This is a genomic window from Winogradskyella ouciana, assembly GCF_965284585.1.
Lineage (GTDB): Bacteria > Bacteroidota > Bacteroidia > Flavobacteriales > Flavobacteriaceae > Winogradskyella > Winogradskyella ouciana.
Genome location: NZ_OZ260095.1, coordinates 305,861 through 319,230, shown reverse-complemented (window position 1 = coordinate 319,230; position 13,370 = coordinate 305,861). Strand labels below are relative to the sequence as shown.

The window sequence follows — 13,370 nt, the reverse complement described above, 5'->3', positions numbered from 1 at the left end:
ATCATTTTTTTGATTAGGGTTGTTGGTAAACTCTAAAGTGTCCGTAAGTGTCTATAAGTTTCCAATGATTTACCACATGCATCATAAGTAATGACGTCTCTTCGTAATTGTCTTTGTGATTTTCAAAGTTCTCTATAAATATGGTAAGGTTCTTATCGCTGAGCATTTTCTTGTAGGCTTCTAATTCGTTTGCCAAGTGATGGTTAAAAACCCAATCCACACCTATAGGATTTACGGTATCAGTGATATAATGTCCTAAGGTCATTGACGGTAGGATGGTGAAATTATCGTACTTATTAGCCAAAAATTGTAGTTCTTTAAATTTATCGTACCGATCTTTACGAGTATGTATTGTTTGTAATCGAGGATATATATCTCCTAAATTATAGTTCAATGCACTTCGGTTCGCTTCATTAAAAGGGTACTGATACCCTAAATAGAATGTGCCTAAATATAGACTAATAATTAAAGGTGCAACCCATTTTTTTATAGTTGAAATTTCTCTCACGGTAATTATTGAAATAAACAAAATCGAGGGTGCTGAAAAACTAATAGGTGAGTTATAACCATTACTTATTGAGGCACACCAGGATAAACCGAACAGAACAACCAAAATGGCATATTTAGGGTGTTTTATACTTTTTATGATAGAATATAAAACACCAAATAACCATAAAATATGAATGATACCATACTTCATGGGATTGTATAAACTTTCATTTTTGTAATATAACCAAGTTAAGACTGAAACTATTAAAACATGTGTAAACAAAAACGTTAAGTTGGGAGTTGCATTTTTTTTCATCAACCAAAAGGCTACAACGGCTAAAGCTATGTACAACAAATTAAATTTAATTGCTAAATAGTAAGATTTTATTCCTGTATCTATTAAGCTAGAACCAGGTGTAAAACTGAACATTTGTTCTATAAATGGATCTAGAGCGTCTTGCCACCAAAACAATAAGATAAATAAAGCGATGAAAATTAAGCCACTCACTACTAAAACATAAAATGCCTTAAATTCTTTTCTGTAGAGCAAGAATAAACCAACTAGAGGTGGAAAAAAATAAAATGATTGTTTACACAGTGCACCTAAACAAAGGCAAATGGTTCCGAGTACTATCCACCACCATTTTTTTGATTCTTTTGCTATAAAAAACAACCCTAATACACTAAAAAATATACCGTCTATTGTATTCCATGGCATTGGAGGATAATTGTGCACAGAAACCAATGCGCCAATTATTGCTATAAAGTAAAGATGTTTCTTTGGGAGTTTTAATAGTTTAAAAGCAATTTTACTAGCTAGATAAGAATAACCAAATACTTGTACAAAATAAAGGTACCTATTAATTAAATAGGCGTAATCTTCAGTAAAATAAAGAGGTATTGAATGAAAGAAAGGTGAAAAAGCAGGTTTTATGTATACAAAATCTCGGTGTGGAAAATAACCATTGTACATGCTCCATGATATACCGAAAATAGAACCCATATCTCCTTCATCTATACCAAAGGGACCATATAAAATTATGTACAGAATTAGTATTGTAAAAAAGAGGTACTTCAATGGATTTTGATAAACTTTGGTAAGCAACACTATTTATTTTTTGCTAATATATAATAATAAGCATGGTCCAATGGAAAAAGATTTTTTTCAATATATTAAAAGTCTTATTTTTTTAACTGATAAAAATTAAACCTACTTTTGGTCAATGCATCAATACAAGGTAATACCATACCAGCCAATTTTTAAAGAAGAATGGAACAACTTTACCTCTTTAAGTAACCAAGACACTTTTCTGTTTCATAGGGATTTTATGGATTACCATAGCGATAGGTTTCAAGACTATTCTCTTATGATCTTTAAAAAGGATAAGTTAGTAGCGCTTTTGCCAGCCAATAGAATTGGTAATGAGGTGTACTCGCAGCAAGGCTTGAGTTATGGCGGATTGATTTACAAAAAAGATTTAAAATCTGAAGAGATTATTGAAACCTTTAAAGCAATATTAAAATTTCTAAATGAAAATGATATTGCCAGGTTTATTCTAAAGGAAATCCCGAACATTTATTTGCATAACACTACTAATAACCCTTTAACTTATTTATGTTTTAAAACTCAGGCCAAATTGGTAAGAACCGATATGCATTCTGTAGTAGATTTACAATTTAAGTCTTATTCCAATAGCAGAAAAGAGGGTTTAAAAAGAGGACAGAAGCACAACCTAATAGTAAAAGAAACGGATAGTTTTGATGACTTTTGGAATACTATTTTAATTCCCAATTTAAAATCAAAACACGGTGTGGAGCCTGTCCATAGTCTAGAGGAAATAGGTCTTTTAAAGTCTAGATTCCCAAAAAATATAAGGCAATTCAATGTGTTCTATAATGATGAGCTCGTTGGTGGCACCACAATTTTTGAAACCGAAAATGTTGCACATTGTCAATATATTTCAGGAAATTCTGATAAGAATGAATTGGGTAGCTTAGATTTTTTGCATATTCATTTATTGGATAATGTTTATATGGACAAAAAATATTTCAGTTTTGGAACGTCTAATATCGAATTCGGACAAAAAATAAACAAAGGACTGCAATTCTGGAAAGAAGGTTTTGGTGCGCGTTCAATAACCCAAGCGTTTTACAATATTGAAACAGAAAACTATAAACTTTTAGAGGATGTTTTTATATGATTAAGTTTTTAGATCTTCATAAAATAAACAATAGATTTCGCGATGAACTAGAAGCCTCGTTCAGTAGCTCGTTGGATGCTTCTCATTTTATATTAGGAGATAATGTTTCAAAGTTCGAAAATGAGTTTGCCCATTACTGTGGTACAGAATACTGTGTGGGTACAGCAAGTGGGTTAGATGCACTGACACTAATATTAAAAGGCTATATAGAAATTGGAAAACTCAACAAGGGTGATAAGGTTATTGTGCCAGCCAATACGTTTATCGCTACAATTCTATCCATATTACATGCGGATTTAGAACCCGTTTTAGTAGAACCTAATCCTGAGACTTACAATCTATCAGTTGAGAAAACAGAAATAGCTATAACTAAAGATGTCAAGGCAATTATTATGGTACACCTATATGGTCAGTTAGCTGATATTGAAAGCCTAAAGCTACTATCTGAGAAGCACAATTTGTTGTTAATTGAAGATGCGGCCCAGGCGCATGGTGCAGTGGCAATTTCCAAAAATCAAAAACTAAATTCCAAAACTATAAAAGCTGGTAACTTAGGGCATGCCGCTGCCTTTAGTTTTTATCCGAGTAAAAATTTAGGAGCTTTGGGAGATGGTGGTGCTGTGACAACAAACGATTCGGATTTATACGATGCCATTGCTATGTTGAGAAATTATGGTAGCAGTGTGAAATATAACCATGAAATCATTGGCTTTAATAGTAGATTGGATGATCTACAAGCTGCTTTTTTGAGTGTAAAACTAAAGTCTTTAGATGTAGATAATCAAAAAAGAAGAACTGTTGCAATGCAATACCTTAATGGAATTAACAATCCTAAAATTAAACTACCGTTTTATAATGAGACAGATAGCCATGTCTTTTATGCATTTGTGGTCGAAGTAGAAGATAGAGAAGAGTTTATAAAATTATTAAATCAAAATAATATTGAATGGTTAATCCATTATCCTATTCCACCACATAAGCAAAAAGCACTTCATCGATTTTCTCATTTAAATCTGCCTATTACTGAGCAAATCCATAAAAGAATTATAAGTTTGCCTATAAGCCCAATTATAACTGATAAAGAGGTGCAAACTGTAATTAAAGTTCTTAATACTTACTAATTGAAAAAGTTTTTCTATTACATAAACAATAAAGTTCTGATAAAGGCAGCCAACTTAAATACTGCCAATATTAGTATTAAGATTATTGCAGGTATAATTATTACTAAGTTTATCGCCATTTTTATTGGTCCGGAGGGTATGGCCCTTATTGGAAATCTAAGAAATTTTTTGAGCACCATACAATCTATTGCCATAGCAGGTCTTTATGATGGTGTTGTTAAACTAATAGATAAGTGCAAGAACAATTTTACTGAGCTTACGAGCACATTATCTACAGTCTTTTATTTTGGCTTTTTTTCGTCAATTCTTTTAGCGTTTCTATGTTATTATAATGCCGAATATATTAACGGTTTAATATTTCTAAACAATAACTATACTTACGTTATTGAGACCATGGCTCTTGTTTTGCCATTCTATGCCTTAAATATGTTTGTGTTCTCAATAATGAATGGCTTTTCTAAGTATAGAATCTTATTGGTCATCAATATTATTGGTCAGATTTTGGGACTGTTAGTCACGTTGCTTTTAATTAAACAAGAAAACATTGATGGTGCATTGATTGCTGTTGTTATTACACCAGCATTGAGTCTGTTGATTACCATTGTGGGAATTGCATTTAGGAAAAGCTTTATGTCTAGCATAAACATTACTAACATTAAATTTTCTGTACTCAAAAATTTAAGCCCTTTTATGATCATGGCATTGGTAACCTCAATAGCATTACCAATTGTTTATATCATAATCAGAAACTATCTTATTGCTGAAATTGGTATTAAGGAAGCCGGTTATTGGACAGCCGTAACGCGTGTGTCGGATTATTATTTAATGTTTATTAATTCGTTGATGGCGCTCTATATTTTACCTCGTTTTTCAGAAATTAATACACGTGAGGAATTTAGAAAAGAAGTATTTAGCTTTTATAAGACTGTGCTTCCAATCTTTGCTGTTCTGCTAGGTATTATTTATTTAAGCAGAAGCCTATTGGTAAATCTTTTGTTCACCGAAGAGTTTAGACCTGTAGAAGACTTATTTGGGTATCAAATTTTGGGTGATTTTATTCGCGTAATGTCTATGGTTATAGCTTATCAATTTTTGGCCAAAAAGATGTTTGCCCATTTTATTATTATCGAAGTGTTTTTATTCATTATAATGTATGTGTCTAGTGTTTACCTCATTGATATCTTTGGATTAAAAGGTGCAGTTATGGGACATTGTCTTAGCTATTTTATGCATTTTGGGATTATATTGCTCATTTTTGGCAGTTCTCTGTTTGGTGTAATCAATGACAAAGGAATAGATGACTTTTAAAACAGTAACTCGTGAAACTTCCTAAATTTCTTAGTGGTAATACAGTTCTTAAGATTACATCGCTTAACGCTGTAGTTATAACTATTAGGCTTGTTGTTTCTGTATTTATTCAACGCTTATTAGCAATTACAGTTGGTGAAGCTGGTATTGCTAGTATAGGACAAGTTAGAAACGTTATGGTGATGCTTACCAGCACATCTACTATGGGAATCTTTAGTGGTGTGGTAAAATATGTAGCTGAGTATAAAGAAGATAAGCCAGAACTTGCTAAACTTTTTTCTACGGCAACGATTTTTGTTATCATCGGTTCTGTTGTTTCTTCTTTAATCTTGTTTATTGGGTCAAGCTATTTTTCTAATTATCTTTTTAAGTCCGATGACTTTGTATATGTATTTAAGTTATTGGCTGTAATTGTTCCTTTTATAGCTGTTAGTAGAACTATTAATGGTATAGTTAGTGGCCTTTCGGAATATAAGAAGTATGCTAAAATTGAACTTATAAGTTATCTCTTAGCTACAGTTGCTATTCTTATAGGTCTGTATACGTCAAAATTAGAAGGTGTAATTATCGCAATTGCAATTGCACCAATGATCCAACTTGTTGTTTTAGGTTTTGTGTTTGGCAAAACATTAAGGGAATATATGAGTTTTAAGAGTTTAAAATTCAACCTTATTTATAAGAACAAACTTTTGGCATTTACACTAATGTCGTTTGTCTCTGCATTTCTGCTCAATTATATTGAAATTAATATAAGAACCACCGTGGCCGATGAAATTAATATTAATGAAGCGGGTTATTGGACAGCGATTACCTTTATCTCAAAAAACTACATGGTATTTGCAACAGGCTTGTTTACACTGTATGTAATACCAAAATTTGCAAATATCCACAATGAAAAAGATTTTAAAAATGAAGTCTTTAGTATCTATAAAACCATCTTGCCAATCTTTGGGTTGGGTATGTTATTGGTTTACCTATTTAGAAATTTAATAATAGAAATTATCTATCCGGATTTTACAGGAATGGAACCCTTATTTAAATGGCAGTTATTGGGTGATTTTATTCGTCTGTGTGCATTGGTGTTAGCGCATCAGTTTTTAGCAAAACGATTGGTTAAGAGCTTTGTTGTTACGGAGATTATTTCATTGGTGTTATTTTTTGTACTTACCAAAATATTTATTCAGTATTATGGTACAGAAGGTGTTGTAATGGCACATTTAGTACGTTTTATTATATACTTTGCCATTGTGATATTTGTTATCAGATTGTATTACAGTAATAAACAATCAAAGCCGTCTTAGCTTCTTATTCTTTGTTTTCTTGCCATGTTTCTAAGTAGCTTTTGGCGGAAGATATATAATTATGGTGCTCTTCTATAAATTGTCTGGCATTTTTCGAAATTTCAATAATCTTATTAGGGTTATTAATTAACCATTCCAGTTTTTTTGCAATATGCGTAGCATTAGGCAATGCATTGATTGCAACAGTGTCTTCTTCAACGTTATAATAATTTGACCATTCTTTTTCTGCACCTGTAAACACAACCTTACCTTGTGCCATAGCTTCAAGAGCATTGTAACCTTGGTCGTATGCATAAATTTGGTCTAAAACAATATGAGCTCCATCTAAGGCTTTTATATAATCCTTATACGGCATACTTCTAACAGTTATGATTTTTATTTGTTCACTATAATTAGCACTTAAGATTTCTAAGGCTTCTTCAAAAATGTCATTCCCTTTTTTATAGTAATTATTTGAGTTAATGCCATGAAAAATAATAATCTTCCCTTCAGTCTTTAGTCTTTTATACATTAAAACATCCGTATTTACAGGATTTGGTATTAGTCCTAAATATTTTGGATGGTTTTTCAATGGTAAATGATAATCTATGTCTGAGGCAATAACACCATTGATATTTTCGTAAATGTGTTTATGAAGCTTTTTAAATTCAGGCTTCAAAAATTTAAGACCATAGGCACTAATAAAAGTTCTATCCTTTCCGTTTTTATAAGGTGTTAAGATTGAATATCTTAGTTTATCGGCATTGGCATATGAAACACTTATAAAGTCTGTGCCGCATGACAACAGGTAAATATTATTATTCCATGAAGAGATTAAATCAAAAATATCCTTTTCGATTTTTGCGGTACAACCAAAAGGAGCTTCGTTAATAAACTGTACAACATCATAATTGCTCAGCTGCGGTTGTAACCTTTTAATTTGGCTTTTTATGTTAATGGATTCAAGATCAATGCCACTAATGAGATATAATAAGTTTTTAATCTTTTGTTTGAGCCCTGTCTGATATCTTTTCTCAATCAGTAAATCAACATTGTACTTTTTAAACCCGTCAAAAGATGCAACGATGGTGACATCATGGTTCAATTGCAATAGACCTTCCTTTAACGAATTATGAAGCCTGCTATATTCGCCAACCAATAAAATTTTCATTTATATGATTACATTTGCTTCAAAGATAATTTTTAATGATCAAATCCAACCCTAAAAAAATATGTATTGTAGTTTCTTCTTTAGGTGCTGGTGGTGCAGAACGCTCTTCTGCTTTATTATCTGAATTATTATTTGATTTAGGTTATGATGTTCATATTGTTTCGGTAATAGACAGAATAGACTATCCATACAAAGGAAAATTGCTCAATTTAGGGGAGCTAAAATCACAAGACGATTCACGGTTAGGAAGGCTAAAACGTTTAAAGGTATTTAGAAATTATTTGAAGTCTCACAATTTTAGTCATGTCATAGATCATAGAACTAGAATTGGTTTTATAAAGGAATTCATTATCTCAAAATGGGTTTATGCCAACGAAAAGGTGATTTGCTGTGTACATAGCTATAAAACGGATAATTATATTAATCCAAATCCTATTTTAGGTCGAATTTTATATGGTTCTGTAAATCAAATAGTAGCTGTGTCAAAAACTATTGCGCAGAAAATAAGAGTAACATATGCATTTAAGAATGTCGTTACAATATACAATGCCATTCATTTGGAGAATAATCAGACTGTTATAGAAAATCAGAATTCAGATAAATATATTCTCTTCTTTGGCAGAATAAACGACAAAATAAAAAATATCTCACTTCTTTTAGAGGCTTATAAGGTTTCTCATCTGCCAGAAAAAGGTGTTAAACTCAAAATATTAGGAGATGGAATTGATAAAGAAATGCTCATTGATAAATCAGAGCAAATGGGTTTGGAGAGTGATGTTCAGTTTTTACCATTTAACCCCAACCCTTTAGAATTAGTAAAATATGCATACTTTACGGTTTTAACCAGTTGGTATGAGGGTTTTCCAATGGTAATACCAGAATCATTAGCGTTTGGCACACCAGTAATTTCTGTAGATTGTAAATCTGGTCCAGATGAAATTATTATCAACGAGCAAAATGGGCTTTTAGTTGAAAATCATAATATCGAAGTTTTGGCAAATGCCATGAACAGAATGCTAGAGGATAAAGATTTATACTTACATTGTAAGTCTAATGCAAGAGCTAGCGTTGAGAAGTTTTCGAAAGCGGAAATTGGTCAACAATGGAAAAAATTATTGGAGTAATTGAATGAAAACGATAGGAGATAGTAAAATTATTGAAATACCTAAAGTACACGATGAGCGCGGTTCGCTTGCGGTTATTGAAAAACAGGTTGTTCCGTTTGCTATAAAACGGGTATACTATTTATATGATGTTCCTAGTGATAGCTACAGAGGAGGTCATGCGCATAAAGAACAAGAGTCTGTAATTATTGCGCTTAGCGGAAGCTTTGAAGTGATTATAGATGATGGTAAATCGCGTAAACGGATTATGCTTAACAAACCAACACAGGGTTTGTATATACCAACACATATCTGGCGCGAAATTGATAATTTTTCTTCAGGTGCGGTTTGCTTGGTTTTGGCTTCTACCACTTACAACGAAGATGAGTATATTAGAGAGTACAAAACCTTTAAAAATCAATCTTTGGGATAATAAACCTTTTCTCCTTTTAATGATTTTAATTTTATCAATAGTTTGAGGAGCCATTTAGGACTTATTAATAACAAATTCTTCCGAGTACTTAGTGTATTGATATCTATATGAGATTTATAATAGTTGAAGCTTTTATTATCACTTTGTAGTTTGCTTAAAATAGCCATAGAATAACGATTACGATCTAAGTAAGCTTTTATGTATTTGTTGTTCTGTTCTTTTTTAAGGTACTTATCATATTTAGGTTTTTTATCTAATCCAAAAGTAGTGTTAGAAAGACTCGAAGGGCTATAGTTATAGATTACTAGTTGTTTGTTTATAAATAGTATATCATAATGTAAACCAAAACGAATCCACATATCTGTATCTTGACCCGAAATGATTAAAGGATCAAAATACCCTGTTTTTTCTAATATTGATTTTTTAAACACTACACTAGAACTCGTAAGTAATGAATATTTTTGACTGGCTTCAAAATAATTGTAACTCATGTAAAGCTCTGATTGCTTAAAATTATATGATACAGGAACAGTCTTATGTTCATATTTTTGGGCAATTGCTGTAGCAAAAATTTTGTGTTCAGGAAATTTTAAATTAGCTGTATGTATCGTTTTAAGATATTCTTTATCCCAAATATCATCTCCATCCAATAAAGCTATATAGTTGTATTTAGCCACTTTAATTCCGGTGTTTCTAGCAACAGATGCACCTTGATTTTTAGTCGTAATAAGCCTAATCCGAGTATCATTAAAAGAATTAATAATAGCCTCACTTTCATCTGTAGACCCATCATTGACTACAATAATCTCGAAATCTTTAAATGATTGGTTTAGCACACTGTTTAGCGTATTTTTTATAAAATCCGCTTTATTGTATACCGTTATGACAACTGAAAAAAAAGACACTAACGTTTTTGTTTTAGTTTACAAAAGTAACCCAACTTATAAAAATCGAATAAACGCATGGATGGATAGGACGATTTTAAGTTTTTTAATAATAAAGGTTTTGTAAGGATAAATAACATTATAACGAGTCCACTAAGTTTTAGAGAATTAATTTTATTTGAATATTTAACAACAGAGCTGTCTTTTACAAGTTTTTCATTAGATTTTACCAGATGATGCAAATTCTGCAAACCTTGTTCTGTCTTTTTTATAAAAGTATCCGCATCTTCGTTACTATCGTGTATAACGGGATTGTCGATAAAACTAGGTTTTATACCTTCTGCTTTTAGAGTATTAAAAAATAATAGATCTTCATAACCATAGGTTTTTATGCTTTCATTAAATGGGTACTTGAGAATTATGGGTTTCTTTATTAAAAAATTAGCGGAAGAAAGTACCTTGTTATTCTTGTAGGATTCTCTCTCTTTTGTGTATATCCATCTGAGTTTATAGGGTTTTTTGGCTGCGACCTTTTCTTCAATCATTCCACCAATTACCACATCTTTTTCTTTGTGCTCGATATAGGAAGCGATGTATTCTTTTGATTTAGGAAACGTGCCAGCATCTATAAAAAGAAGTTTATTGTATTTTGCTTTATTAGCTAACAGATTCCTTATGGCACTGCGTCCAATATTTTCTTTCAGGAAGATTAACTTAACATTTGAAAATGCCTTTATTTTTTCGGTACTATCAAATCTAATATCTGATGCATCATCAATTACAATAATTTCAAATTTAATATGACATTTTATGGCCTGTGCATGTACTTCTTCAACTAAGGGAAGAATATTGTAATTATATACTGGTATCAGTATAGATAGCATGATTTGTAAAGATTAGTTCTTACGTTGCACTACCTCAAAAACCTTGTTTTCATCACACTTTAAGGTTTTACTCGGATATTTTAAAAGCAAAGCATAATCGTGCGTTGCCATCAAAATAGTATTTCCATTTTTATTAATGTCTTGTAATACTTTCATAACCTCAATACTTGTCTGTGGGTCAAGGTTACCTGTAGGCTCATCTGCTAATATCAATTCAGGATCATTAAGTAACGCACGTGCAATGGCAATACGTTGTTGTTCTCCACCAGAAAGTTCGTGAGGGAATTTAAATCCTTTAGTTTTCATGGCGACCTTATCCAATACGCTCTCAATACGTTCCTTGATCTTGTCCTTATCTTTCCAGCCAGTTGCCTTAAGTACAAATTCAAGATTACCGTTTATAGTTCGGTCTGGTAAAAGCTTAAAATCCTGAAATACAATACCCAATTTTCTACGTAAAAACGGAATGTCTTTTTCCTTCATGGTTCTAAGGTTAAAATCTACGACATTGCCTTCACCTTCGGTGAGTTCTAGATCGCCATAAAGGGTTTTCATAAAACTACTTTTACCGCTTCCGGTTTTACCAATGAGATAAACAAAATCTCCTTTTTTCATTTCAAAATTTATATTGGCAAGTACCATGCTATCACCTTGGTAAATCGTCGCATCTTTAAGTTGTAAAACCGTTTCGGACATATTTTTTATTCAAATTAAGTATGTGTAAATGTATTGTTTAATATTTCAAATCCCAAATGCAATTTCTACCTTGGCATAGTAATTGAAAAGCTACTTTCATGAGACATTCAATTAGTTTATTAGTACTGTTTTTTACCATATGCTCTTTTGGACAAAAAAAGTTTCATGTCTTTCCGATGGATGGAAAATCAATCCAAGGTTCTCCAAATGGCGATGGTAGCCTCAACAATCCATGGGATTTGCAAACTGCATTATCACAATCTTCAGAACGTGTAAATGGTGGTGATATTATTTGGTTGCACAGCGGAACTTATAATGGTAGATATACAAGCACTTTAAAATCCACAAATTCAGAATTTATAACAGTGAGCGCTTATAAAAATGACTATGTTGTGCTTAACGGTAATGTTGAAAGTAAGCTCAAAAATGTAATGGAAATTACAGGTGATAAAGTCATTTTTAAAAATTTTGACGTCACTTCACTAGGAGATTTTTCACGGAATGTAAAAGATGAGGATTTTGGTAGATGCGCTGGGATAAACCATCTTTCAGGTGTTGCAAAGTTTCAAAATTTAAAAATATATAACAATCCAGGATTAGGTTTTGGATCTTGGAAAAGTACTGGTGGGTCTGTAATTGAAGATTGCATCATATTTTACAATGGCTATATGGGAAAAAATAGAGGAGAAGGAGAAGGTATGTATGTGCAAAATAAGTCAGACGATACAAGGATCATTATGAACAATATTATTTTTGGTAATTACTATAAGGGAGTGGAAGTATGGTCGGCATCTAAAGGTCATGATTATGAATTTGTAAAGAATGTAAATCTTGTTAATAATATATTTTTTAACAATGGTCTTCCTTCAGGAACGCTAAGAGATAATGTGATTATTGCAACTAATGATACCAGAGGTATAAATATCGCTAAGCACATTAAGGTATTGGATAATGTTTTTTATCAGAATATAGACTTTAATGATCAAAAAAACTATGGGAATGGAGTTTCATTGGCTATTGGCTTTAGAGCTGGTGCTATGTTGGAGGATATTACCATAGAAAACAACATCATACTAGGTAGGAACAATGGTCTTAATCTAATGCATGTTAAATCGCTGAATTTTAAGAATAACACCGTTTATTCAGGCTATGTTAATTTTCATAAATCTTCGCTTGCGGTAATGGAATCAGGCAATTTCAATCTTGAGAATAACACATATTATACGAGAAATACTACTAGTCATAGAGTAATTGATTTTAAGAAAATGAGTTTAACGGATTTCACTAATAAATTCCACACTGATATCAATAGTGAAAGCAAACAGTTTAAAGATTTCCAAATCACCCCAGTTTTAAAAGTGGTAGAACTTAAGACGAAAAAAAATTATTTCAATGTTGCATTGCTTCAAAAAGAAGGAAAGGATGTTACGGTAGATTTTAGTGAGTTTAATATTGAGGAGGGTTCATCGTATAAAATCTACGATATTGAAAATAGAAACGTAGTTGCAAAATCTGGCAAGATTTCTAACGATATGAAGATAAAATTCCCTATGGGATTAAAAGCTTTTGAAAAACCGACATATAACACTATAGCAACAAAAACCTCCAGTAATTTTGGAGTCTTTAGAGTTGAGTTTGAAGAACAAAAAAAGAAAAGCACCCTTTTTAGTAGATTATTCGGTTGGTTGTTTTAAACACGATCAGAATCTTTAAAGTAAGGGGCTTTAACATTTAATAAGTTAGTTTATAATTATACAGAGTTTTCACCGTTATAGATTTTGTATTGAATTATATTTACAT

At 31.7% G+C, this 13,370-nt stretch carries 12 protein-coding genes; 7 read left to right on the top strand and 5 right to left on the bottom strand.

Annotated elements, in window-relative coordinates:
• Positions 1–13: 13 nt before the first annotated feature.
• Positions 14–1,567, bottom strand: a complete 1,554-nt coding sequence (locus tag ACQ65V_RS01380) for a hypothetical protein (protein WP_430466596.1) — start codon at positions 1,565–1,567, stop codon at positions 14–16.
• 145 nt (positions 1,568–1,712) lie between these two features.
• Between ACQ65V_RS01380 and ACQ65V_RS01375 the strand changes: the two genes are divergently transcribed.
• Genes ACQ65V_RS01375 through ACQ65V_RS01360 form a run of 4 tightly spaced genes read left to right on the top strand, consistent with a single transcriptional unit; the run spans position 1,713 to position 6,420 of the window.
• Positions 1,713–2,690: a GNAT family N-acetyltransferase gene (locus ACQ65V_RS01375; protein ID WP_430466595.1), complete on the top strand. Its 978-nt coding sequence runs from the start codon at positions 1,713–1,715 to the stop codon at positions 2,688–2,690.
• Positions 2,687–3,811, top strand: a complete 1,125-nt coding sequence (locus tag ACQ65V_RS01370; RefSeq protein WP_430466594.1) for a DegT/DnrJ/EryC1/StrS family aminotransferase — start codon at positions 2,687–2,689, stop codon at positions 3,809–3,811. The genes ACQ65V_RS01375 and ACQ65V_RS01370 overlap by 4 nt, the downstream gene beginning before the upstream one ends.
• Complete coding sequence (locus ACQ65V_RS01365; RefSeq protein WP_430466593.1) at positions 3,812–5,119, top strand: O-antigen translocase; 1,308 nt, start codon at positions 3,812–3,814, stop codon at positions 5,117–5,119.
• Positions 5,120–5,130: 11 nt separating this feature from the next.
• Positions 5,131–6,420 (top strand): O-antigen translocase, encoded by a 1,290-nt coding sequence (locus ACQ65V_RS01360; RefSeq protein WP_430466592.1) that lies wholly within the window; start codon positions 5,131–5,133, stop codon positions 6,418–6,420.
• A 4-nt stretch (positions 6,421–6,424) separates the two neighbouring features.
• Here the strand turns inward: ACQ65V_RS01360 and ACQ65V_RS01355 are convergent, their stop codons facing one another.
• Positions 6,425–7,570, bottom strand: coding sequence for a glycosyltransferase family protein (locus ACQ65V_RS01355; protein ID WP_430466591.1), 1,146 nt, complete (start codon positions 7,568–7,570; stop codon positions 6,425–6,427).
• A 35-nt stretch (positions 7,571–7,605) separates the two neighbouring features.
• On the opposite strand from ACQ65V_RS01355, the gene ACQ65V_RS01350 reads away from it, so the two are divergent.
• On the top strand, positions 7,606–8,694 hold the full coding sequence (locus tag ACQ65V_RS01350; protein WP_430466590.1) for a glycosyltransferase: 1,089 nt from the start codon (positions 7,606–7,608) through the stop codon (positions 8,692–8,694).
• A gap of 4 nt (positions 8,695–8,698) precedes the next feature.
• Positions 8,699–9,106 (top strand): sugar 3,4-ketoisomerase, encoded by a 408-nt coding sequence (locus ACQ65V_RS01345; RefSeq protein WP_430466589.1) that lies wholly within the window; start codon positions 8,699–8,701, stop codon positions 9,104–9,106.
• On the opposite strand, the gene ACQ65V_RS01340 is transcribed toward ACQ65V_RS01345, so the two are convergent.
• Genes ACQ65V_RS01340 through ACQ65V_RS01330 form a run of 3 tightly spaced genes read right to left on the bottom strand, consistent with a single transcriptional unit; the run spans position 9,091 to position 11,570 of the window.
• Positions 9,091–10,011 carry a glycosyltransferase family 2 protein gene (locus ACQ65V_RS01340; protein ID WP_430466588.1) on the bottom strand — a complete coding sequence of 307 codons (921 nt, stop codon included), beginning with the start codon at positions 10,009–10,011 and terminating at the stop codon, positions 9,091–9,093. The genes ACQ65V_RS01345 and ACQ65V_RS01340 overlap by 16 nt on opposite strands.
• A complete protein-coding gene (locus tag ACQ65V_RS01335; RefSeq protein WP_430466587.1) occupies positions 10,011–10,874 on the bottom strand; it encodes a glycosyltransferase family 2 protein in 864 nt (287 codons plus the stop codon). The genes ACQ65V_RS01340 and ACQ65V_RS01335 overlap by 1 nt, the downstream gene beginning before the upstream one ends.
• 12 nt (positions 10,875–10,886) lie before the next feature.
• Complete coding sequence (locus ACQ65V_RS01330; protein ID WP_155088573.1) at positions 10,887–11,570, bottom strand: cell division ATP-binding protein FtsE; 684 nt, start codon at positions 11,568–11,570, stop codon at positions 10,887–10,889.
• 98 nt (positions 11,571–11,668) lie between these two features.
• On the opposite strand from ACQ65V_RS01330, the gene ACQ65V_RS01325 reads away from it, so the two are divergent.
• Positions 11,669–13,264 carry a hypothetical protein gene (locus tag ACQ65V_RS01325; protein WP_430466586.1) on the top strand — a complete coding sequence of 532 codons (1,596 nt, stop codon included), beginning with the start codon at positions 11,669–11,671 and terminating at the stop codon, positions 13,262–13,264.
• The last annotated feature ends 106 nt before the right edge of the window (positions 13,265–13,370 follow it).

Coding starts and splice junctions, on each gene's coding strand:
- ACQ65V_RS01375 (WP_430466595.1), top strand. CDS start 1,713: ATGCATCAATACAAGGTAATACCATACCAGCCAATTTTTAAAGAAGAA.
- ACQ65V_RS01370 (WP_430466594.1), top strand. CDS start 2,687: ATGATTAAGTTTTTAGATCTTCATAAAATAAACAATAGATTTCGCGAT.
- ACQ65V_RS01355 (WP_430466591.1), bottom strand. CDS start 7,570: ATGAAAATTTTATTGGTTGGCGAATATAGCAGGCTTCATAATTCGTTA.
- ACQ65V_RS01350 (WP_430466590.1), top strand. CDS start 7,606: ATGATCAAATCCAACCCTAAAAAAATATGTATTGTAGTTTCTTCTTTA.
- ACQ65V_RS01345 (WP_430466589.1), top strand. CDS start 8,699: ATGAAAACGATAGGAGATAGTAAAATTATTGAAATACCTAAAGTACAC.
- ACQ65V_RS01335 (WP_430466587.1), bottom strand. CDS start 10,874: ATGCTATCTATACTGATACCAGTATATAATTACAATATTCTTCCCTTA.
- ACQ65V_RS01330 (WP_155088573.1), bottom strand. CDS start 11,570: ATGTCCGAAACGGTTTTACAACTTAAAGATGCGACGATTTACCAAGGT.
- ACQ65V_RS01325 (WP_430466586.1), top strand. CDS start 11,669: ATGAGACATTCAATTAGTTTATTAGTACTGTTTTTTACCATATGCTCT.